This window comes from Clostridium cuniculi, assembly GCF_004353185.1.
Classification (GTDB): domain Bacteria; phylum Bacillota; class Clostridia; order Clostridiales; family Clostridiaceae; genus Clostridium; species Clostridium cuniculi.
Genome location: NZ_SMUS01000004.1, coordinates 74,147 through 95,254, shown reverse-complemented (window position 1 = coordinate 95,254; position 21,108 = coordinate 74,147). Strand labels below are relative to the sequence as shown.

General features: G+C 26.0%; 18 protein-coding genes, 2 tRNA genes, 1 pseudogene and 1 riboswitch. Of the genes and pseudogenes, 15 read left to right on the top strand and 6 right to left on the bottom strand.

Annotated elements, in window-relative coordinates:
• Window positions 1-12: 12 nt before the first annotated feature.
• Window positions 13-1,530: a M28 family metallopeptidase gene (locus EJJ37_RS02730; RefSeq protein WP_133014059.1), complete on the bottom strand. Its 1,518-nt coding sequence runs from the start codon at window positions 1,528-1,530 to the stop codon at window positions 13-15.
• A 67-nt stretch (window positions 1,531-1,597) separates the two neighbouring features.
• The gene (locus EJJ37_RS02725; protein ID WP_133014058.1) at window positions 1,598-1,930 is read right to left on the bottom strand and encodes a hypothetical protein; all 333 of its coding nucleotides are present in this window, start codon (window positions 1,928-1,930) and stop codon (window positions 1,598-1,600) included.
• A gap of 139 nt (window positions 1,931-2,069) precedes the next feature.
• On the opposite strand from EJJ37_RS02725, the gene EJJ37_RS02720 reads away from it, so the two are divergent.
• The 4 genes from EJJ37_RS02720 (at window position 2,070) to EJJ37_RS02705 (ending at window position 8,096) form a co-directional block, all read left to right on the top strand.
• The gene (locus EJJ37_RS02720; RefSeq protein WP_133014057.1) at window positions 2,070-4,232 is read left to right on the top strand and encodes a Tex family protein; all 2,163 of its coding nucleotides are present in this window, start codon (window positions 2,070-2,072) and stop codon (window positions 4,230-4,232) included.
• Between the two features lie 714 nt (window positions 4,233-4,946).
• Window positions 4,947-6,476, top strand: coding sequence for an extracellular solute-binding protein (locus EJJ37_RS02715; protein WP_133014056.1), 1,530 nt, complete (start codon window positions 4,947-4,949; stop codon window positions 6,474-6,476).
• A complete protein-coding gene (locus EJJ37_RS02710) occupies window positions 6,457-6,687 on the top strand; it encodes a hypothetical protein (RefSeq protein ID WP_166484645.1) in 231 nt (76 codons plus the stop codon). Before EJJ37_RS02715 ends, EJJ37_RS02710 begins: the two co-directional genes overlap by 20 nt.
• A 529-nt stretch (window positions 6,688-7,216) precedes the next feature.
• Window positions 7,217-7,331: riboswitch (FMN riboswitch) on the top strand.
• Between the two features lie 180 nt (window positions 7,332-7,511).
• On the top strand, window positions 7,512-8,096 hold the full coding sequence (locus tag EJJ37_RS02705; RefSeq protein ID WP_133014054.1) for an ECF transporter S component: 585 nt from the start codon (window positions 7,512-7,514) through the stop codon (window positions 8,094-8,096).
• Between the two features lie 21 nt (window positions 8,097-8,117).
• On the opposite strand, the gene rimI is transcribed toward EJJ37_RS02705, so the two are convergent.
• Genes rimI through tsaE form a run of 3 tightly spaced genes read right to left on the bottom strand, consistent with a single transcriptional unit; the run spans window position 8,118 to window position 9,722 of the window.
• A complete protein-coding gene (gene rimI / locus EJJ37_RS02700; RefSeq protein WP_133014053.1) occupies window positions 8,118-8,564 on the bottom strand; it encodes a ribosomal protein S18-alanine N-acetyltransferase in 447 nt (148 codons plus the stop codon).
• Complete coding sequence (gene tsaB, locus EJJ37_RS02695; protein WP_133014052.1) at window positions 8,548-9,264, bottom strand: tRNA (adenosine(37)-N6)-threonylcarbamoyltransferase complex dimerization subunit type 1 TsaB; 717 nt, start codon at window positions 9,262-9,264, stop codon at window positions 8,548-8,550. Before tsaB ends, rimI begins: the two co-directional genes overlap by 17 nt.
• Complete coding sequence (gene tsaE, locus EJJ37_RS02690; protein WP_133014051.1) at window positions 9,261-9,722, bottom strand: tRNA (adenosine(37)-N6)-threonylcarbamoyltransferase complex ATPase subunit type 1 TsaE; 462 nt, start codon at window positions 9,720-9,722, stop codon at window positions 9,261-9,263. Before tsaE ends, tsaB begins: the two co-directional genes overlap by 4 nt.
• A 135-nt stretch (window positions 9,723-9,857) precedes the next feature.
• On the opposite strand from tsaE, the gene EJJ37_RS02685 reads away from it, so the two are divergent.
• From EJJ37_RS02685 to licT, 6 genes and pseudogenes are all read left to right on the top strand, one after another.
• Window positions 9,858-9,931 (top strand) — tRNA-Trp (locus EJJ37_RS02685).
• A gap of 153 nt (window positions 9,932-10,084) precedes the next feature.
• Window positions 10,085-12,283 (top strand): DNA helicase RecQ, encoded by a 2,199-nt coding sequence (recQ, locus tag EJJ37_RS02680; protein WP_133014050.1) that lies wholly within the window; start codon window positions 10,085-10,087, stop codon window positions 12,281-12,283.
• Window positions 12,284-12,369: 86 nt separating this feature from the next.
• Window positions 12,370-12,443 (top strand) — tRNA-Trp (locus EJJ37_RS02675).
• 93 nt (window positions 12,444-12,536) lie between these two features.
• A complete protein-coding gene (locus tag EJJ37_RS20035) occupies window positions 12,537-12,695 on the top strand; it encodes a hypothetical protein (RefSeq protein WP_166484644.1) in 159 nt (52 codons plus the stop codon).
• Window positions 12,631-13,320 (top strand): annotated as a pseudogene (locus EJJ37_RS21115) (sensor histidine kinase). The gene EJJ37_RS20035 and the pseudogene EJJ37_RS21115 overlap by 65 nt, the downstream one beginning before the upstream one ends.
• 129 nt (window positions 13,321-13,449) lie before the next feature.
• The gene (gene licT, locus EJJ37_RS02665; protein ID WP_133014049.1) at window positions 13,450-14,307 is read left to right on the top strand and encodes a BglG family transcription antiterminator LicT; all 858 of its coding nucleotides are present in this window, start codon (window positions 13,450-13,452) and stop codon (window positions 14,305-14,307) included.
• Between the two features lie 45 nt (window positions 14,308-14,352).
• Here licT and EJJ37_RS02660 read toward each other — a convergent pair whose 3' ends face one another.
• Complete coding sequence (locus tag EJJ37_RS02660) at window positions 14,353-15,198, bottom strand: phosphatase domain-containing putative toxin (protein WP_166484643.1); 846 nt, start codon at window positions 15,196-15,198, stop codon at window positions 14,353-14,355.
• A gap of 146 nt (window positions 15,199-15,344) precedes the next feature.
• On the opposite strand from EJJ37_RS02660, the gene EJJ37_RS02655 reads away from it, so the two are divergent.
• From EJJ37_RS02655 to EJJ37_RS02635, 5 genes are all read left to right on the top strand, one after another.
• The gene (locus EJJ37_RS02655; protein WP_133014047.1) at window positions 15,345-16,295 is read left to right on the top strand and encodes a CRISPR-associated protein Cas4; all 951 of its coding nucleotides are present in this window, start codon (window positions 15,345-15,347) and stop codon (window positions 16,293-16,295) included.
• Between the two features lie 69 nt (window positions 16,296-16,364).
• Window positions 16,365-16,619, top strand: coding sequence for a hypothetical protein (locus tag EJJ37_RS02650; protein WP_133014046.1), 255 nt, complete (start codon window positions 16,365-16,367; stop codon window positions 16,617-16,619).
• Between the two features lie 154 nt (window positions 16,620-16,773).
• On the top strand, window positions 16,774-16,956 hold the full coding sequence (locus tag EJJ37_RS02645; RefSeq protein WP_133014045.1) for an alpha/beta-type small acid-soluble spore protein: 183 nt from the start codon (window positions 16,774-16,776) through the stop codon (window positions 16,954-16,956).
• A gap of 255 nt (window positions 16,957-17,211) precedes the next feature.
• Window positions 17,212-18,342, top strand: coding sequence for a metallophosphoesterase family protein (locus tag EJJ37_RS02640; protein ID WP_133014044.1), 1,131 nt, complete (start codon window positions 17,212-17,214; stop codon window positions 18,340-18,342).
• Window positions 18,332-21,037: an AAA family ATPase gene (locus EJJ37_RS02635; RefSeq protein ID WP_133014043.1), complete on the top strand. Its 2,706-nt coding sequence runs from the start codon at window positions 18,332-18,334 to the stop codon at window positions 21,035-21,037. Before EJJ37_RS02640 ends, EJJ37_RS02635 begins: the two co-directional genes overlap by 11 nt.
• Window positions 21,038-21,108: the final 71 nt, after the last annotated feature.

Genomic DNA, 21,108 nt, shown 5'->3' with positions numbered 1-21,108 from the left:
TTGCACTTTTTTTTATTTTGATATTAATTTGAAATTTTTAATACTAATAATTATTATTGAAAAGCTAAATATAAGAGTTACGATAATAGAATTGCTGTAACCTTTAGCGTAAAATATACAAGAAGCTATAACTGATATTAATGCAATTATTGCAAAGAATATAGATCCTTTTTTGTCAGTTATAATGTTATTTTTATCAAATAATCCCCAAGCAATTAATATAATTAACATAATAGATATCCACAATAATGATTGTGAATTATATACGAATCTAGTGAAAGTACTATAACAAGAGTCCTTGATTTCTTCATCAACTATACTATAAACAACATCAATAGCATCACTATCTATATAATCTATAGTATCAGAAGGAGTATGAATTCTTGTTTTATCACTATGACAGAAACTAACAGCATCTATGTTTAAATTATTAAAACTAGCATGATCACTAGAATCTTCATAAAGAACTTCATAACTTACGTTATTAGAATCACAAAGCTCTTTTAATGAAGTTAATAGTTCTGAATTTGTGTTCTTAAATTTACTTCCTTGCATGAAACTTATAGGGTAATCAGCACTACCAATCATATCGAAATTAATTACTTTTGAATCTTGTATGTCAAATAAATTAGCTTCAGCAAAAGCTTTAGATCCTAGCAAACCAAATTCTTCAGCATTTAAAGCAACAAAAATTATATCTCTTTCTGGTTTTCCATAGGTAGATAAACTTCTACTTAGTTCTAGTAAAAATGAAGCACCAGATGCATTATCTAATGCACCAGAATAAGTATTTCCTAATCCATCTTTTCCAAGATGATCATAATGAGCTGTTAATACAAATGGGGCTAATGATGGATTTGAACCCTTAATTACACCGATAATATTTGAAATTGTCTTTTCTTCTTCCTCAAATGGAATATGAATAGAAATTTCTTTTCCTTCATTTAAGCTATTTGATATTTTTTCAAAGGTGCTATTAGAAACCATTATTACTGCATCTTTAGCAAAATCACTAAAAAATGAACTTCTAAATGAAAAATTATTATCCTTAGGAACATATATTAAAAACTGTCCATCAGAACAAGTAACTTCCATATATGCTAAATAGGAATTAACTTTATCTGCTTTTGAAAAAGTAAATGTATTGTTCTTAAAGTTAATCATATCTTCTTTAAAGTCAACACCATACTTTAATTCTTCTTCAATTTCTCCATTAGATTCTATTTTTAAATATGGAGAAGTATTAGTTGTAACAGGACAAATAGTATTAAAACTTTGAGAGTAGTTACCATCATCATTTAATGTGGTTAATCCACTATCTATAAACCTATTTTTTATTATTTCTCCTGTCATTGAATTTTCTGTGCTTCCAGCTAGCCTTCCAGCAAGTGTATCTGATGATAAAACATAAATATTACTCAGAACATTACTAGAATTAAATGGTGAATAAGTATTATTAAGACATATTGTAAACAGCAATAGAAATGAAGTTATTGATAATAGGGGAAAATATATAATTTTTTTTTTCATAAAAAATACCTCACTAATAGTATTATATTAAATACTATTAAGTGAGGAGTTACATTATGATAATAAATCATGCCTTATTTTGAATAAGTTCAAATAAACATTGAAATAATGAAAATAAAATACAGATATAAATTAAAATATTAAGTTGCTTAGTAACAACTGAAGCTACACCACCAATTATTATGCTAGATAATGTAACTATATTTATGAATTTAAGAAAATTTGATTTGCCTGTTAATATTTCTTTAGTTGCTATAAATAAAATTATTATAAGAGACAAAAATATAAATACATTTTTTAAATCTATGGAAAATTCAATTACGTAGAGTTGATTTAAGAATAAAAGCGTAATAAAAACTATAAGTAGTATATTTAAAAATCTATTAATAAACTTATTCAAAGAAGATTCCCCCTTACATTTAAATGGAAAATATTTATAAATTAATTATACTATTAGCTTTACTTAATATCAAGAGTGTAAAATTATGTTATACTAATTATTAGAGTTAAATTTATAATAAAACTTATAGGAGGAAAATATGGTAAATATAGAAGAAAGACTAGTTAAGGAGTTAGGGATAACTTTAAAACAAGTTCAAAACGTAATTAAATTATTAGATGAAGGAAATACAGTTCCTTTTATCTCTAGATATAGAAAAGAACAAACAGGTGGATTAAGTGATGATGTTTTAAGAAAATTCTTTGAAAGATTAACTTATTTAAGAAATTTAAAAGAAAGAAAAGAAGATGTTTTAAGATTAATAGATGAGCAAGGAAAGTTAAATGATGATATAGTTAAAGCTTTAGAAAAGGCTGACACTTTAACAGAAGTTGAAGATATTTATAGACCTTATAAACAAAAGAAGAGAACAAGAGCGACAATAGCTTTAGAAAAAGGATTAAAGCCATTAGCTGATTTAATTTTAGAAGGAACTTTTAAAGATGATATAAAAGAGGAAGCTAGTAAGTATATAAATGAGGAAAAGAAGGTACTTACTGCAGATGAGGCTATAAATGGAGCTTTAGATATAGTAGCTGAGGTAATTTCTGATGATGCAGGATTTAGAAAGTGGATAAGAGATCTTGTAATGAGGGAAGGAAAAATAGAATCAAAAGGATCAAGTGAAGAACCAACACCTTTTGAAATGTACTATGAATATAGTGAAGATGTAAATAAAATTCCTGCTCATAGAATATTAGCTATAAATAGAGGAGAAAAGGAAAAGGTATTATCTGTTAAAATAGTAGCTAATGAAGAGAAGATAATAACTTATCTTCAAAATAGATTATTAAAAAATAATGAAGTTACTGATGAATATTTAAAGTTAGCAATTAAAGATTCTCTTAAGAGATTAATATATCCTTCAATAGAAAGAGAAATAAGAAGTGAATTAACAGATAAAGGTGAAGAAGGAGCAATATTAATATTTAAAGAAAACTTAAAGGCTCTTTTAATGCAAGCACCAATAAAGGGGAAAGTAGTTATGGGGTATGACCCAGGGTTTAGAACTGGATGTAAGGTTGCAGTTTTAGATTCTACAGGTAAATTCTTAGAAAAAGCTACAGTATATCCGACTTTACCTAAAAATGATGTAGAGGGTACAAAGAAAATATTAAAAGAACTTATATATAAATATGATGTAGATGTTATTTCATTAGGAAATGGTACTGCATCTAGGGAATCTGAAGAAGTAGTTTCTGAAATGATAAGTGAAATTAAAAAGGAAACTGGAAAAGAACTAGCTTATGTAATAGTATCAGAAGCAGGGGCATCTGTATATTCTGCATCAGAACTTGCAGCTAAGGAGTATCCAGACTTAGATGTTACTATAAGAGGAGCTATTTCTATTGGAAGAAGACTTCAAGATCCTATGGCTGAGCTTGTAAAGATAGATCCTAAAGCAATTGGGGTTGGGCAATATCAACATGATGTTACTCCAAAGAAATTAGATGAATCATTAGCAGGTGTAGTTGAAGACTCTGTTAATAAGGTAGGAGTTGATTTAAATACTGCAACACCATCACTTTTAACTTATATTGCAGGGATAAATGCATCAATTGCAAATAATATAGTTGCATATAGAGATGAGGTTGGAGGATTTAAGAGCAGAAAAGAATTACTAAAGGTTAAGAGATTAGGACAAAAGGCTTATGAACAATGTGCAGGTTTCTTAAGAGTTATGGAAAGTAAGGAGCCTTTAGATAATACTTCAGTTCATCCAGAATCATATGAAGCAGCAGGAAAGCTTATTCAAATTTTAGGATACACTAAGGAAGATTTAAGAAATAGAAATTTAAATGATATAGAAGAAAGAGTTAGCTCAAAAGGATTAAATAATCTTGTTAAAGAGCTTGAAATTGGAGAATTAACTTTAAAAGATATAATTAAAGAATTACAAAAACCAGGAAGAGATCCAAGAGAAGATATGCCTAAGCCAATTTTAAAAACTGGTGTTATAGACTTAAAGGATTTACAACAAGGAATGGAGCTTATGGGAACTGTAAGAAATGTATCAGACTTTGGTGCTTTTGTTGATATTGGGGTTCATCAAGATGGATTAGTTCATAAGAGTCAAATGGCTAATAAGTTTGTTAAGCATCCATTAGATATAGTTAAGGTTGGAGATGTAATTAAAGTTAGAATTATGGAGGTTGATGAAAAGAGAAAGAGAATTTCATTAACTATGAAAGATATTGATTAGTTAATTATTTATATTTAAATTAAATTTTGCTTGCATTATTTGTATAATGCAAGTTTTTTTGTAAAAAATATGATATTAATAGTTAAATTTAAATAATAAATAAAGAGTATTTTAGTAGAAGTGGATTTGTGAAAAGCCACAAAAAACAATAAAAATGCACTTTTGTAAATAATTACAAAAGTGTGTTAAAGTTATTTACAAAAAAATACATTTATGTAATTATAAATATATAACCTAGGTTAAAAATTAAATTACAAAAAATTGTTTTAATTATTAAGGAGAATTTTTATGAAAAAATGAAAAAGTTTATTACTATGATGCTTGCAGCAGGAATTATAGCTAGCACTGCAACTAATACCTATGCATGGTAATATACTAATAATTATGGGACTGTCTATAATGATTCTAAAAAAGCTGTAAGCACATCTTATACCAGTTATGGTGAAAAGAGAAATGGTAAAAAATCAGCAGTACACCAAACTAGAATAAAGGCATATGATATTTATAATTCATCTCAAGCAAAAAATTATACCGGACCTATGAAAATATATAACGAAGGATCAACTGCCAAAACGGGAACTGTTAGTTATATGAGACGTACCAAATATGTAGATTTTAATATATATTAATATATAAAGTTAAAAAGGCATCAAAGTAAGTAATTATATACTTGTTTTGATGCTTATATTAATAGAATAAGGAGAAAAATAAGGTATGATTTTAAAAAGAACAATAGGATTATTAAGTGTAATAATATTATTATTTAATTTAATATCTTGTAAAGAAAAACAAGTACTTGGAAATTATAATATGTCATTGAGAGGTTTTGTTGAAGAAAAAGTGAATATAAATAATATTAGAGGTATAGAAGATATAAAAATGATTGATGATGATACTATAAAATTAATAGGTATGGATAATAACCTAAAAGAAGTAGTATTAATGTCAGAAGATAAAGGGAAAACATGGGTGGAAAAAGAAATAGAATTAAGTGATTTAAAAAAAGACAGAATATTTTTTTTAAATGTTTTTAATAATGCAGATATATTAGCTATTGATGGAAGTGAAAATACTAATGAATTTATATTAATAAAAGATAATGGCTCGATAAAGGAAGTTAATATAGACGATAATGCATTTTCTAGAATAACTGTTTCAGAAAGTAATGATATTATAATATATGATATTTATAATATTTATATATATAATTTAAAAGATGGAAAATTAAAAAAGGAAATTGATTTAGATGATGAAATTATAAGTATATGTACAACTGATAAATATTTAATGGTACAAACCATACAAGCAGTAAAAAAATATAATTTAAATAATGGTGAGTTTATTGAAGATATAGAAGAGTTGCAAGAATATGTAGATGGAGATATAACTTATAAATTAAAATTATTTAATGGAAGTAAAGAGGATGAATTTTTTCTTGTAGATTCTACAGGAGTATATAGTGTAGATGATGAAAATTATAATATTAATCAAATAATAGATACTAATGCTTATTTATTTAACAGCAGTGAAGTGGAATTATCATATTTTTTACAATTAGATAGTGAGAATTTCTTAGCTGTATATTATGGTGAAGATGGTATGGAAATGTATACATACTCTTATTCAGATGAATTAGCTAATAAAGAGCTTGAAGAAATAACAATTTATTCATTGTATGAAAGTGAATCTATAAGGCAATATAGTGCTCAGTATCAAAATGATAATCCAAATGTAGTTATTAATTATGAAGTAGGAATTACAGAAGATAGTGGACAAACAGAGAATGATGCTATAAAAGCTCTTAATACAGAATTAATGTCTGATAATGCACCAGATATATTATTTTTAGATAATTTATCATCAGACGATTTAATCAACAAAGGGATGTTAGAGGATATAAGTGATATAGTTAATAGTAAAAAAGAATCATTATTTGAGAATATTTTAGATGTATATTTTACAGAGGATAAAATATACTCATTACCACTAAGAGTAAAAATTCCAGTTATTTTTGGAGGAGAAGATATAATAAATAAATTTAGCAATTTAGAAAAAATTTTAGATAACAAGGATGAAATTAATAATAGATTATTTGGAACCTATAGCGCTAGAGATATATTAAACTTAATGTATAATATAAATAATGATAAGCTAATTGAAAATAATATAATTAATATAAATGAAATAGAATTATTTTTAGAGAATATAAAAGAAATATATGAGTTTGAAAAAAGTAATATATGAGTTTGAAAAAAGTAATATAGATGAAGATAGCTATAACAATTACTTAGAATATGCTGAACAAATGTCTAGTGAGTTTATGAAACAAATGTCGGAAGTTTATTTAGAAAAAAGTATTGATCCAATAGAAGTTCTTAGACCAGAATATTCTATGGATATTGGCTATATATCAAGTTTTTACGATTTAGCTAATATTTATACTGTTATGCAATAAGATGAGAACTTAACATATAATACTTATGCAGGAAGTAATAAGTTTTTAGAAAAAGATATTATTTCAATAACTTCTAAGAGCAATAAGAGGGAAATTGCAAAGGACTTTATTTCATATGTAATTGATAAAAAGTCACAAGAAATTAATAATTATCAAGGTATTCCTATTAATAAGGAGGCTCTTTTAAGTATTTATAATAAGAATTTAGGAAATGATAATTTAGGAGGCGTTGGTATAAGTGGAGAAGGTTATGAGATTGATTTAGATATAAAATGTCCACCAGAAGAGGAATATAATAAGTTTGTAAATATAGTTAATAATTTAAGTTCACCTATTAATATTGATTCATATGTTTCAGAAGTAATTATTAATACTGGTGAAGAATATTTAGAAGATGAAATATCATTAGATGAAGCTTTAGAGAAAATAAATAGTGCTTTAGAAATATATTTAATGGAATAAAAAAAGAAATGAATCATACTATTGAAATATGAAAAAATTAGTAATATAATAAAAGCAAATAAATAAAAAATATCTTCAGGGCAGGGTGAAAGTCCCTACCGGCGGTATAGCCCGCGAGCAAGTTTTGCAGATTCGGTGTAACTCCGAAGCCGACAGTAAAGTCTGGATGAAAGAAGGTAAATAGTGATTTAAGTAATAACGAATTTTTTTGTTATATTTAATTATTGTTTTGTTTTTAATGCCCTGGTGTAATTTTACATCAGGGCTTTTTGCATTAAATAATCAAATATTGAACAAATTAAAATAAGGATTATTTAAATAAACTATTGCCCCGAAGGATAACTTTTGGGAGGAGAAAGAGTATGAATTCATCAAAAAACCTAAACAAAATGATTAAAATTTCTTTATTAGCAGCTATTGCAGTAGTATTAATGTATTTTGATTTTCCTATCATACCTGCATTTCCGTGGCTTAAAATTGATTTAAGTGAAGTACCTGCTTTAATGGGAGGATTTGCATATGGACCAGTAGCTGGCGGAGTTATAGTTATATTAAAGGTATTTTTAAGATTTTTAATAAAAGGAACAGAAACTGGGTTTGTGGGAGAGGCTGCAAATATTATAGTTGGACTTGCATTAGTTGTTCCAGCAGCTTGGATATATAATAAAAATAAAAGTAAAAAAACTGCCATATTAGGTATGTTTATAGGTGCGTTAGTTATGCAAATTTTAGGGATAATTTCAAATGTATATTTTTTATTACCTGCATTTGGAATGAGTTTAGAGGGAACTGCATTAATGAACTATATATTTGTAGGATTGGTACCTTTTAATGGAGTAAAGGCATTAATAGTTTGTATGGCAACATATTTATTATATAAAAGAGTATCACGTGCAATATTTAATGTTGATAGCAAGTTTGAAGTAAGAAAAAAAGAGGTAGCTTAATAATAAAAGAGGATAGCGTTGCTATCCTCTTTTCCACATTATAATGGCATCTTCACCATTGTCTGAATAATATCCTTTTCTTATACCTTCTTCTTTAAAGTTGAATTTCTTATAAAGATTTTGAGCAGGAGTATTTGAAGCTCTAACTTCTAAAGTAATATCTTCACAATTAAAAGTTTTGCACACATCAAATAATTTTATCAACAGATTTGATGCAATACCTTGTTTCCTATATTTTGAGCTTACAGCAATATTTGTAATATCACCTTCCCCAGCAATTATCCACACCCCTACAAATCCAACTACTTCACCTGTGGATAAATCTTCAGCAATAACATATTTTGCTAATGGATTATTTAACTCATTATTAATTGAATCTAAAGTCCAAGGAATAGCAAAACATTCTTTACTTAATTCATATACACCTTTTGCATGGCTTTCCTTCATAAGACTATAATCTATTTTCATTTTTCATAGCCAACCTTTGCTCAAGTTCCCTTTCGGCTTGAGGTTTCTTAATATAAAGTGGAGCTGAATTCATATTGTCAACTTCACCAGCTTTAATTTTTTCCATTCCAAGCTCTCCTAGAGAAGAGGCTCTAATGATACTTAAATGATTTGGAGCAAATTCACAATTGTTAATATTTTTAGTTAAGAATTCTTTATGTTTAGATACACCATCACCAGTGAATATAACTTTTTCACCTTTTTCATTTAAAATATCTGCAAGTTCAGTTAGTTCTAAAGCAGTGCATTCAAGTATTTTAACTAACTCACCATTTATATTTTTATAAAGACCTGTATATACGCTATCTCTTAATGCATCCATAATTGGGCATATTATGCCATCAAATGTAATTAAAGAGTTTGCTAATGCATCTAAACTTGAAATTGAAACATAAGGTTTATTAGAGCCCATGCTTAATCCTTTAATGGTAGCCATTCCGATTCTAAGGCCAGTAAATGATCCAGGTCCTTTAGAAACTACAAAACCATCAACCTCACTTATATCCACTCCACAGTCTTTTAATAGCATTTCTATTTTTTCCATTAAGATAACAGAATGCTCCCTTTTAAAGTTTAAAGTATATTCACCAAGTATAAATTCATCCTTAAGTAAAGCAACTGTAGTTACTAAAGATGAAGAGTCAACGCTTAAAACTATCATATTTTTAACTCCTTTATATAATCATATCTTTCTCCATATGGAGTTATAGTGATTTTTCTATAATCTTCGCCTTTTTCTAAATCTTTTTCTATATAAATATGTAAAAAATCCTTTGGAAGTATTTCTTCTATATAGTTTGCCCATTCTATAATTGAAACTGCATCAGAAAAAATGTAATCATCAAATCCTATTGCATATATTTCATCAGGATCTGAAACTCTATATACATCAAAATGATTTAATTTTAAACGACCAGAATCATATTCATTTACAATAGTAAAAGTAGGACTTGTTATATAATCAGTTATTTTCAAACCTTTAGCAATGCCTTTAGTTATATGAGTTTTACCAGTACCTAAATCTCCAGTTAAACAAACTATGTCACCAGATTTTAATAGTTTACCAAGGGCTATTCCAAGGTTAGTAGTTTCCTCCACGCTATTAACAGAAAAAATCATGTTAAAATCCTCCCTTTTTTAATTAACTATTTTATATTTTATCCAAAAAGTAAGAAAAAGAAAAGAATAATAGAAAAATAGTAGAAAAAAATATTGCTTTTATATTTAACATAATGTATAATATATTTTGTACTTAGGGGTATCGTATATCGGTAGTACAGTAGTCTCCAAAACTATTAGGCTAGGTTCGATTCCTAGTACCCCTGCCAAAGAAGCTAGTAAGATTTTCTTGCTAGCTTTTTTTTATAAATTTTTTTACAAAAAATTTGTGACATTTTATAAAAAGAACAAATGTTTGAATAAATTAAATGATAAAGTTAATAATTAAAAAAGAAAATAGTTTGGAGTAGTAAGGAGAATTTATGGATAAGGCATTAGATATTTTAAAACAATATTATGGATATAGTTCATTTAGAGAAGGTCAAGAAGAAATAATAAGAGAAATACTGAATGGAAATGATGTTTTAACTATTATGCCTACGGGTGGAGGTAAATCAATTTGTTACCAAGTGCCTGCAATATTATTAGAGGGTATAACAATAGTTATATCACCATTAATATCTCTTATGAAAGATCAAGTAGATAATATAAATAATTTAGGAATTAAGTCTGCTTATATTAATTCATCCTTAAGTAATATAGAAATAAATAATATTTTAGATGAAGCTGCAAGAAATGAAATAAAAATATTATATGTTGCACCTGAAAGATTAGAATCACAAGCTTTTTTAGAACTTATAGCTAGCATTAATGTTTCCATGGTTGCCATAGATGAGGCGCATTGTGTATCACAGTGGGGACATGATTTTAGAAGTAGCTATAGAAGAATAAGTAGGGTAATTGCATTATTAAGAAATAGACCAATAGTTACAGCCTTTACAGCAACAGCTACAGATGAAGTTAGAGAAGATATAATAAATTTACTTGAATTGAATAATCCTAAAATATTTATATCTGGATTTGATAGAAAGAATCTTAAGATAATAATAGAAAAAGGAGTAAATAAGAAAAATTATATTTTAGATTACATAAGTAATAATAGAAATGAATCAGGAATAATATATGCTTCAACAAGAAAAGAAGTAGATAATTTATATGAGTTATTAAATTCAAAGGGGTTGCAAGTTGAAAAATATCATGCAGGACTTAGTGACGATTATAGAAAAACAGCTCAAGAAAATTTTATATATGATAAATGTAATATAATAATTGCTACTAATGCTTTTGGTATGGGAATAGATAAACCTAATGTTCGATATGTAATACATTATAATATGCCTAAAAATATTGAAGGATATTATCAAGAGATAGGAAGAGCAGGAAGAGATGGTGAAGAAAGTGAATGTATAATGTTGTTTTCGCCTGGAGATGTTCAAACACAAAAATATATTATAGAAACTGCTACAGAAAATGGCGTAAGAAAAGAAAGTGAGCTTTCAAAGTTACAAACTATGATAAACCTTGTATATACTCAAGATTGTTATAGAAAATTTATATTAAATTACTTTGGTGAACAATATGATGAGAAGTGCAATAATTGTAGTAATTGTGAGGCACCAGGAGAATTAGTGGATAAAAGTGTTGATGCCCAAAAAGTTATTTCATGTGTCTATAGAATGAATCAAAGATTCGGAATTGGAATGGTGGTAGATGTACTTAGAGGTTCTAAGAACAAGAAAGTATATGAATTAGGATTTGATGAATTATCAACTTATGGAATAGTAAAAAATTATACTAAGGATGCATTAACAGAATTTATTAATATGCTAATTTCACATGGATATTTAAACTATAAAGGAGAGTATCCAGTTTTAACATTAAATAAACAATCTATGGAGATTGTAAGAGGAGAAAGACAAGTATTTGTTAAAGAGCAAGTAGTTAAGAAAATTAAAATAGAAGAAAATGAATTGTTTACTATATTAAAAGAGTTAAGAATGGATATTTCTAGAGAAGAAAAAATACCTCCATACATGGTGTTTGGCGATTCTACATTAAAAGAACTTAGTAATAGAATGCCAATAACAAATGAGCAATTCTTAGATATAAGTGGTGTTGGTAATTCTAAACTTAATAAATATGGTGAAAAGTTTATAGAAAAAATTAAAGCATATATTAATGAAAATAATATTGAAGTAAAATGGAGCTTTATTAGTAAGAAAAATAATAATATATCATTTGATGAAGTTTTAGATAAAGAAAAAGATAAAAAGAAAAAAGAAAAAAATAATAATGAAGAAAAGAAAAAATCATATGAAGTAACTATGGACTTTATTAAAGCTGGTAGCTCAATAAAAGAAATTGCTAAGGAAAGGGAATTAACTTTAGTTACTATAATGAGTCATATTCAACAATATATTGCTGAAGGAAATAAGGTAGATTTTGAAATACCTTTAGATGAGTTTTTTAATGATGAGGAAGAAAAAACGGTTTTAGATGCTATAGATAAAGTTGGATATAATAAGTTAAAAGATATAAAAGAAGTAGTTCCTGAAGAAATAACATATGATGCAATAAGAGCAATAGTTTTGAAAAAAGTTATTAACGAAGTTAATGTATAAGAGAGAACGTTACAAGAAGATATATGGAGGAAGAAATATTTTAGTTGACAATAGTTATATTAACATGGTAGAATAACCATTGTTAAAGGGGTATCGTATATCGGTAGTACAGTAGTCTCCAAAACTATTAGGCTAGGTTCGATTCCTAGTACCCCTGCCAAAAGACTTAGCAAAAATGCTAAGTCTTTTTTTATGTTAATATGAAAAGGGTTTATGATATAATTATTGGAAATGCTGTAGGGGGCGAGAATATATGATAGATAAATTAAAAAAGATTATATTTATTATATCTATGATAATTATAACTAATGAAAATTTAGTATTTTCAGATAGTAATATAAGTGATAATGGTGGAATTAATTTTAAAAGAATTACAATTGAGGATGGATTATCACAGTTATTTTATCTATAGAGCAATAATAACAGCGTTGAACAAAAAAGATAATCATATTGACAAGAAAAAGTTAAATAATTATATGGATTCTTTAAGAGGAAATTCTAAGAGACTATTAAAATTAATAAATGATATTATAGATACCGCTAAGATAGAAGCAGGTATGTATAAATTAGATATGAAAGGTAATGATATTGTTTATTTAGTAGAAGAATTAGCATTATCAATGAAGGATTTTATTGAAAGCAAAGATATTGAATTAATTATAGATCCAGAAATAGAAGAGAAAATAATTGAATGCGATGCTGGGGAAATTGAAAAATGTATAGTTAATGTATTAGGGAATTCTGCTAAATTTACTGAAGCGGGAGGAAGAATAGAAGTAATCATCACTGAAGAGAATGGTTTTGTTAATATAAAAGTAAAAGATAATGGTATAGGAATAGATAGAAAATATATGAAATCTATATTTGATAGATTTTGACAGGATTATAATAAAAAAACAGAAGAATTTGGTGGAAGTGGAATTGGGTTGAATTTAACAAAACAAATAATAGAGTTACATAATGGAGAACTACTTGTAAATAGTGAGCTAGGAAAAGGTAGTGAATTTACCATGAAATTGCCAGAAGAACAGCCTTAATTTAATAAGGATATATAGCTCATTTAATTGACAAAAAAATATTTATAATGTTAAAATTATGATATTCCTAAATTAAGAGTAGTCTTAATTTAGGATATCTTTTTAGTACCATAAGTAAGGAGCAAATGTATGATAGTTGAAAAAGTTTTAAATAATAATGTAGTTGTTTCAATAGATCCTACGACTAGAAAAGAAGTAATTCTTATGGGAAGCGGTATAGCATTTAATAAAAAGCCTGGGCAATTAATTGATACTAAAAGAATAGAAAAAACATTTATAGTGGATGATGAAAACTTAGGAAATAAAATAAAAAAGCTAATTAATCAAATACCAGAAGGTATATTTGAATTAACAGATGAGATAATAACTCATGCAATAGTTGAGTTAAATGTTGAATTAGATAAACAAGTTTATGTTTCACTAGCAGATCATATAGCTTTTGCTGTAAAAAGATTTAAAAATGGTATTACTATAAAAAATGAATTATTAAATGAAATAAGAAGAGTTCATAGGAGTGAATTTAAAGTTTCATTATGGGCTGTTGATTACATAAATAAAAAGTTAGATATTCAACTTCCAGAGGATGAAGCAGGATTTATAGCGTTACATTTTGTAAATGCTAGTTATAAAGAAACTACAATGAAATCAGTAGAATCAACTAAGATAATAAAAGATGTATTAAATATTATTAAGTATTATTTTGCTATAGAGCTAGATGAGGATGATTTAAATTATGATAGATTATTAACTCACCTAAAGTATTTTGCAAAACGTATAGTTAATAATAATCAACATAATAGTACTGATTCTAGTTTTGTGAAAGTTATATCGTCAACATATTCTGAGGCATATGGATGTGCAATAAAGATAGGTGAGTATATAGCAATGCATAATAATTATGAAGTAAATGATGATGAACTTGTATATCTAACTATGCATATACAAAGAGTTATATCTGTAGCAAGAGAAAAGAAAGATAATTTATAAACTTAAAAACCCTAAGCTGAAATTAAATTGCTTAGGGTCATATTTTTAAGATTCTTTAATCCATTCTGAATAAGGTGTAGTATAATTATTAGATTTATTTTTTGAAACATAATTATAGAAATCTTCTAAAAATTCAAATTGATGTTTATTATCATGAAGATTAACACCACCAACATTATATTGATATGATGTTATTTGATCTAATGATAAATTAGTATTATTCATTAAAATTTGATACATTGACATAAAAGTAGTTGTTCTACCTTCACCAGCATCGCAATGAAAATGAAGATGCAAATCAGAAGGTTTTGTTTTAATAAACTCCACAAATTCATCAACAATTTCAGCTGTAGGAGCACCATTATCTCTTACTGCATATCTTTTATATTCCATACCAGCTTTGTTGACTACGGAAGATTCATTACTAACAAAATCTACAGTTATTTCTTTAAAAGGTTTACCTGTTTTTCTATAAATATTTAAATTCTCATTAAGCTTTATTTTAGATAAAAGTGAATCTTCTGTTTTGATTGTTTGTTCTGTAGTAAAACCATTATTCAAATCTTTAGCAGGATTGAAAAAGCTTATGGCATAATTATTAACTAAGCCATGAGATTCTTGCCTTAAGTCTACAATACAGATATTAGATTTATTTATAGTATCTTTTAAATTTTTTGCTTGCTCAGATGTAAATTGAGCGCTACCAGAAATATTTAAGTTAGGTATATCCCTAAATCTATCTGGTAATCCAGTAGTTGAAGTGCTGTCTCTAACAATTAAAGTTTCATTCTTTTTATTAGAGAGCGCATCGAATGGAGAAGCAGATATTAAATTAATACTTAAAGCTATAAATGAAATACACATAAATGTTTTCGAAATAAATTGCTTCATAATTAAAACCTCCAACATTTTATTTATTTTATTAATATCATTTGTAGTAAAGGATAAATTTATTCTAAATTATTCAATGTATTATTTATACTATTAGATGAATATGGTAAATATATTAATATAATATTTAAATTAGGAGAGATATAATGAGTGAGACTTATCAAGATAGAAAATATCCAGAAAAATCATGGTCTATATCAAAGATGAAAACCTTGGAAAATTGTGAAAGAGATTATTATTATACATACTATGGAAGTCATAATGGTTGGATTTATACAAGTACAGATGAGCAAAAAATTGCATGGAGATTAAAAAAATTAACTAATTTGTGGATGTGTTTTGGAGAAGTAGTCCATAAGGAAATTAGAGGAATAATAAATATATGTAAAAAAGATAAAACAAAATTTATGAATGCTACAAGATTTAATGAAATTACTTTAAATAAGTTGAGAAATATAATACGAGAAAGTATACATAAGTATAATACTAAAGAGTGGGATGAATATCCTAAAGGTATAATGCTTCAAGAATATTATTATGGTGATAAAATATCAAAGCAAATTGGAAACGAATTAAAAGAAAGATTAAGTCAATGTATAAATAGTTTTTATGTTTCAAAAACATTTGAAGATATTTTAAAACCGGAAACAGTAATTATAGAAAATGATGAAGATATATTTAGTAGTATTAATTATAATAGCTTAAAAGTATATTCTAAAATAGATTTATTATACAAAGATTATGATGGATATTATGTAATTGTAGATTGGAAAACAGGAAAGGCATCAGAGAGTGATAAGGAACAATTATTAGTATATGCCTGGTATGTAATTGAACAATATAATGTACATTATTCTAAGATTAAAGGTAGGATAGAATATCTTTTAGATGGACATGCAGAAGAAGTAATATTTAAACCAGAAGATATTCAATTTATAAAAGAAAAGGTTTCTAATGATTTAAAAATAATAAATTATTATTTAGATGATGCGATTTTAAATAAGCCAAAAGAAAAAGAAGTATTTCAAAAGACATTAAAAAATTATAAATGTAGTAATTGTAAGTTTAGAATGTTATGCCATGAGGATATTGTTTAAAAAAATATAATTTGGATAGAACTTATAAAAGGGATTTAAGAAATTAATTCAAAGAGTAAGAGGTGAAGTATGAGTTTTATTCAAATTCAAGCTATAATTTTTTTTAGTATAGTTATCTGTTCTATTATTGGTGGAAAGAAAGCATCCTTAATGGCTAGTGCAGTTTGGATTATAGAAACAATAATAATTTACAAAACTAGCAAAGTGAATTATTTACAAATTATATCAGTTTCTTTGTCATTTCAAATAGGTATGTTAGTTGCAATAGTTAGAGATTTTATAGTTAAAAGATTTAAGAATGCAGTAAATAAGGAAGTTAGTTAAAACAATCCAAAATAATGAAAAGTGGGTATTATTTGCTTGTAATATAAAAACCTATACTGGTTAATATAATAGTGTAAACAGAAACAACTTAGATGTGAAAAAAATATTTAAGTTGGGTTTACAAAATTACCGCTAACCAGAGGAGGAATCGATTATGTCAAAAACATTAGTTCCAGAAGCAAAACAAGGATTAAGCGCATTCAAGAACGAAGTTGCAGCAGAAATGGGAGTGCCATTCACTGATTACAATGGTAACTTAACATCTAGACAATGTGGTTCCGTAGGTGGTGAAATGGTTAAAAGAATGGTAGAACAATACGAAAGTGGATTAAAATAATCAACCACTAACGGGCACAATCAGACGGGTTAAAGGAAACAATACTTCGAGAAGGTGAGTACTGTTATGGGTGAAGCACCACCTGAAATTTAATCTATCATTCGAAAAAGAGGAGAGAGATATTAAAATAGATTATATCTATGATAATATCTCTCTTTTCTTTTTATGTATAAATAATATAAAGAGTTAACAGACTTTATAACTAAGGCAATTTATGTTAAAATATGAACAAAGGTTCGTGAAGTAGGTGATAAAATGAATAAGGTTAAGGTGTTACATTGTGCTGATTTGCATTTTGATACGCCATTTAAAGAGCTTAGTAAAGAAGTTTCAGATACTAGCAAAAATGAGTTATTAGAGGTATTTAAAAAAATAATAGATTTAGCCATAGAGGAAAATATAGAGGTATTACTTATTGCAGGAGATGTTTTTGATAATTTGACAGTAAATAAGAATACCTTATTTTTTATATCAGATCAAATTAAAAGAATAAAAAATATTAAGGTTTTTATTTCACCAGGTAATCATGATCCATATAATGAAAAATCCTTTTATAGTATGATAAATTGGCCAGAAAATGTTTATATTTTCAAAGGTGATATGGAGTTTAAAGAAGTTAAAGAATTAAATTTAATTATATGGGGAGCTGGATTTAGGAATAATTATGAAAATGAAACTTTATTAAAAAATATTAACGTAGAAAATAACAAAATAAATATTATGCTACTTCATGGGGAAATAACATCTGCCAATAGCAAAAACGAATATAATCCAATATATATAAATGATATATATAAGTCAAATATTGATTATATTGCGTTAGGTCATAGACATAAATTTTCAGGAATATTAAAAGAGGGAATGACTACTTATGCATATAGTGGATGTCCACAAGGAAGAGGCTTTGATGAAGAGGGAGAAAAGGGAGTCATAATTGGAGAGGTGTATAAAGGTGGAACTAATTTGAGTTTTTTACCTGTGTGTAAAAGGAAGTATATTACAAAGGAAATAGATATAACAGGTACTAATAATTATGATGAAGTTATATTTAAATTACTATCAGATTTAAGTGATGAGGAAATTCATAAAAATTTTTATAAGATTATATTAAAAGGTGAATTAAAAGAACATTTTAACTTAAAGGAAAGTTTACTTATAGAGAAGTTAAAAAATAAATTTTACTATATTAAGATAATTAATGATACAAGTATAGAAGTTAATTTAACAGAGTTAAGTAGGGATTACTCTATAAAAGGAATGTTTATAGCAAAAATACTTGAGAAATTAAAAGATGCAAGTGATGATGATAAAGAGATATTAAAGCTGGCCTTAAAAATGGGAATTCAATGTCTTTCAGAAGACGAGGTGAATTTAAATGATTATTAAAAAAGTAAATATTATTGTATTTGGTGGTTTAAAGGATAAAATAATAAGCTTTGATAAAGGGATGAATATAGTCTATGGAGAAAATGAAGCTGGAAAGAGTACTATTCAAGCGTTCATTAAAATTTGGTTATATGGAATGTCAAATTATAAAGGTAAAGACTATAAGCAAAATGAACGACTTAAATATATGCCAAGTACAGGTGAAACTATTAGTGGAGAGTTATATGTAGAATTTAAAAATAAGGAGTATATAATTAGAAGGACTTTTGGAAAGAGTAAAAAAGAAGATACATCATCAGTAATAGATGCTATTACTGGAGAAGAGATAAAATACATTTCAAAGGAAGAACCAGGAAAATATTTCTTTAATATAAACAGAGCTACTTTTATTAATACATTATTTATTGGCCAATTAGGCGTTGAGGTAAGAAAAGATAAAGAAGAAGAAATAATAGATAAGATAGCTAACTCTATAGGAATAGATGATGGACAAGTATCAGTAGATGTGGCACTTACAAAATTGAATAAATATAAAAAATCTATTTCTAATGTTAGGAAAAATGGAGATCTAGATGTATTAAATGAAAGGTATAGTAACTTACTAAGTGAAAGATATGAAGCATATAATTTATCAAATCATAATTTAGACAATGAGGAATCGTTGATTAATATGAATTTAGAAAAGAAAAGTCTAAATAATGAAATTAACAATTTAGAGATATATAAGAGGTTTTTAAAGAAGACAAAGCTTAAAAAAGAATTTGAAGAAATAACACAATATTTTAAAAAGAAGCAAGAGTTGAAAAATAAGGAAAAGTATATAAATAAGTTATTAACTTATAATGACGAATTTATAAATTATGCATTTATAAAGGAGTTAAGAGAAGAATATTCTTTATATTTAAATATATTAGATACAAGTGAATCTGAAAAAGAAGAGATTAGAGAAAAGGAAGAAAAATTAAAAGAATTAAAAACTCCTTTAGATAAATATGATTATATAGAACAATTACCTGAAAATATATTAAATATATTAGAAGGACTAAAAATAAGAAGAGAAATATTAAAAGAAAAAGTTGATATAAATCAATCTATAGAAAATGAAATTGATTTCTTAAATCTTAAAGAAAGAGAAGCACAAAAAATAGTTGGAGATGCTTTAATTATTAATGATTTTAGAGAATCAATAGAGAACACAGTAAATAGTTATGAAGAAAAATTAAAAGATTTAAAAAAAATAGTAGAAGATGATAATAGAAATAAAAATAATAATGTATTTTATGGATTTTTATTAATAATATCAATATTATCTATAATATTAGCAATTGCTTCAAATAATATAATATTAAGTTTAATATTATATATAATTTTTGGTGTATCAACTGTATTCTTATTAATTAATATTTATTTTAATAAGGGTGGAAAAAATAAAAAGATTGAGTCTATAAAAATGGATATAAATAAGATAGAAAAAGACTTAGATTATTATTGTAATGCATTGAAAATTAGTAGTTATAAAGAGTTATTTAAAAAGTTAAAAATATATGATGATTATACAAAACTCCAAAATAAAATTAATGAAAAGATTAATGAAAAGTTATCTCAAAAGGAGTTATTAGATTTAGAAAAAGCTATATCTGAATATGCTGCTGTAAATGATGAAATAGAAGAGTATTTAAAAATTTCTGGTACAAATGATTTAGGAGAGCTTATAACTGAAGTTAATAAATATCAACAATCATCTAAAGGATTAGATATATTAGAGATTGAATTAAAAAATTTAAAAATTGGCTTAGAAAAAACAAAAGAGCAATTGATAATTAGAGAGAGAAAGATAAGGGGAAAATTAGGTTCTATAGGCTTTGAAAATATAAATATTTTAGGCGTTAAAGATATTTTAAAGGAATTAGAGGATAAATTAGAGCTTAGAGATGAAATAAATAGAGATTTAGCATCAGTAGAAGAAGCATATTCTGTTTTAACAAAAGGGAAAGATATAGATTTAATAAAAAAAGAACTAGGTGATGTAATTAATATTAATTTTGAATATTCCTATGAAAATGAAGAGGAAATAGATTCTGTTATTAAGGAAAAAAATTTAAAATTGTTGGAAGTTGAGAAGAGTATTAAGGATATTGAAAATGAAATAAAAAATAGATTTAATGGAAAAAGAACAATACCAGATATAGAAGAGGAAATTAAAGAGGTTGAGGATGAAGTAAAGGAAAAAGTAAAGCAATTAAGAGCAAGTAGTATTGCTATAGAAAGTTTACAGGAAGCATATCAAGAGATAAGAGAGAATTTTGGGCCAATACTTAATAAGAATGTAATAGATTCCTTTAGTAAATTTACTGATGAAAAATATAGTGATGTTATGGTATCTGATAATTATGAAATGAAGGTTAGAAATCAAAATAATATAATGAAAGCGGATATATTAAGTAATGGAGCTAACGATCAGTTAAATTTATCTCTTAGGTTGGCATTTATAGATATGATATTTAAAAGCAAAGATGTATCAATATATTTAGATGATGCTTTTGTTCAATATGATAATAAAAGATTAGAAAAAACAATTAAATATTTAGTTAATCAAAATTTTAAACAATACATTATATTTACTTGTCAGAATAGGGAGGAAAGTATACTTTCAAAAAATAATATAGAACATAAATATATTAAATTAATACCATAAAGTATAATTTAATATGGATTAAATAGGAAAAATAGTCTAAACTTAAGAGTGTAGATTTATTTAAAGAGGTA

Bases quoted from the DNA above. Each gene is read 5' to 3' on its own strand.
- licT (WP_133014049.1), top strand. From the start codon at position 13,450: ATGATAGTTGAAAAAGTTTTAAATAATAATGTAGTTGTTTCAATAGAT.
- EJJ37_RS02720 (WP_133014057.1), top strand. From the start codon at position 2,070: ATGGTAAATATAGAAGAAAGACTAGTTAAGGAGTTAGGGATAACTTTA.
- EJJ37_RS02655 (WP_133014047.1), top strand. From the start codon at position 15,345: ATGAGTGAGACTTATCAAGATAGAAAATATCCAGAAAAATCATGGTCT.
- tsaE (WP_133014051.1), bottom strand. From the start codon at position 9,722: ATGATTTTTTCTGTTAATAGCGTGGAGGAAACTACTAACCTTGGAATA.
- EJJ37_RS02635 (WP_133014043.1), top strand. From the start codon at position 18,332: ATGATTATTAAAAAAGTAAATATTATTGTATTTGGTGGTTTAAAGGAT.
- EJJ37_RS02660 (WP_166484643.1), bottom strand. From the start codon at position 15,198: ATGAAGCAATTTATTTCGAAAACATTTATGTGTATTTCATTTATAGCT.
- EJJ37_RS20035 (WP_166484644.1), top strand. From the start codon at position 12,537: ATGATAGATAAATTAAAAAAGATTATATTTATTATATCTATGATAATT.
- rimI (WP_133014053.1), bottom strand. From the start codon at position 8,564: ATGAAAATAGATTATAGTCTTATGAAGGAAAGCCATGCAAAAGGTGTA.
- EJJ37_RS02650 (WP_133014046.1), top strand. From the start codon at position 16,365: ATGAGTTTTATTCAAATTCAAGCTATAATTTTTTTTAGTATAGTTATC.
- EJJ37_RS02640 (WP_133014044.1), top strand. From the start codon at position 17,212: ATGAATAAGGTTAAGGTGTTACATTGTGCTGATTTGCATTTTGATACG.
- EJJ37_RS02705 (WP_133014054.1), top strand. From the start codon at position 7,512: ATGAATTCATCAAAAAACCTAAACAAAATGATTAAAATTTCTTTATTA.
- EJJ37_RS02715 (WP_133014056.1), top strand. From the start codon at position 4,947: ATGATTTTAAAAAGAACAATAGGATTATTAAGTGTAATAATATTATTA.
- recQ (WP_133014050.1), top strand. From the start codon at position 10,085: ATGGATAAGGCATTAGATATTTTAAAACAATATTATGGATATAGTTCA.
- EJJ37_RS02645 (WP_133014045.1), top strand. From the start codon at position 16,774: ATGTCAAAAACATTAGTTCCAGAAGCAAAACAAGGATTAAGCGCATTC.
- EJJ37_RS02730 (WP_133014059.1), bottom strand. From the start codon at position 1,530: ATGAAAAAAAAAATTATATATTTTCCCCTATTATCAATAACTTCATTT.
- tsaB (WP_133014052.1), bottom strand. From the start codon at position 9,264: ATGATAGTTTTAAGCGTTGACTCTTCATCTTTAGTAACTACAGTTGCT.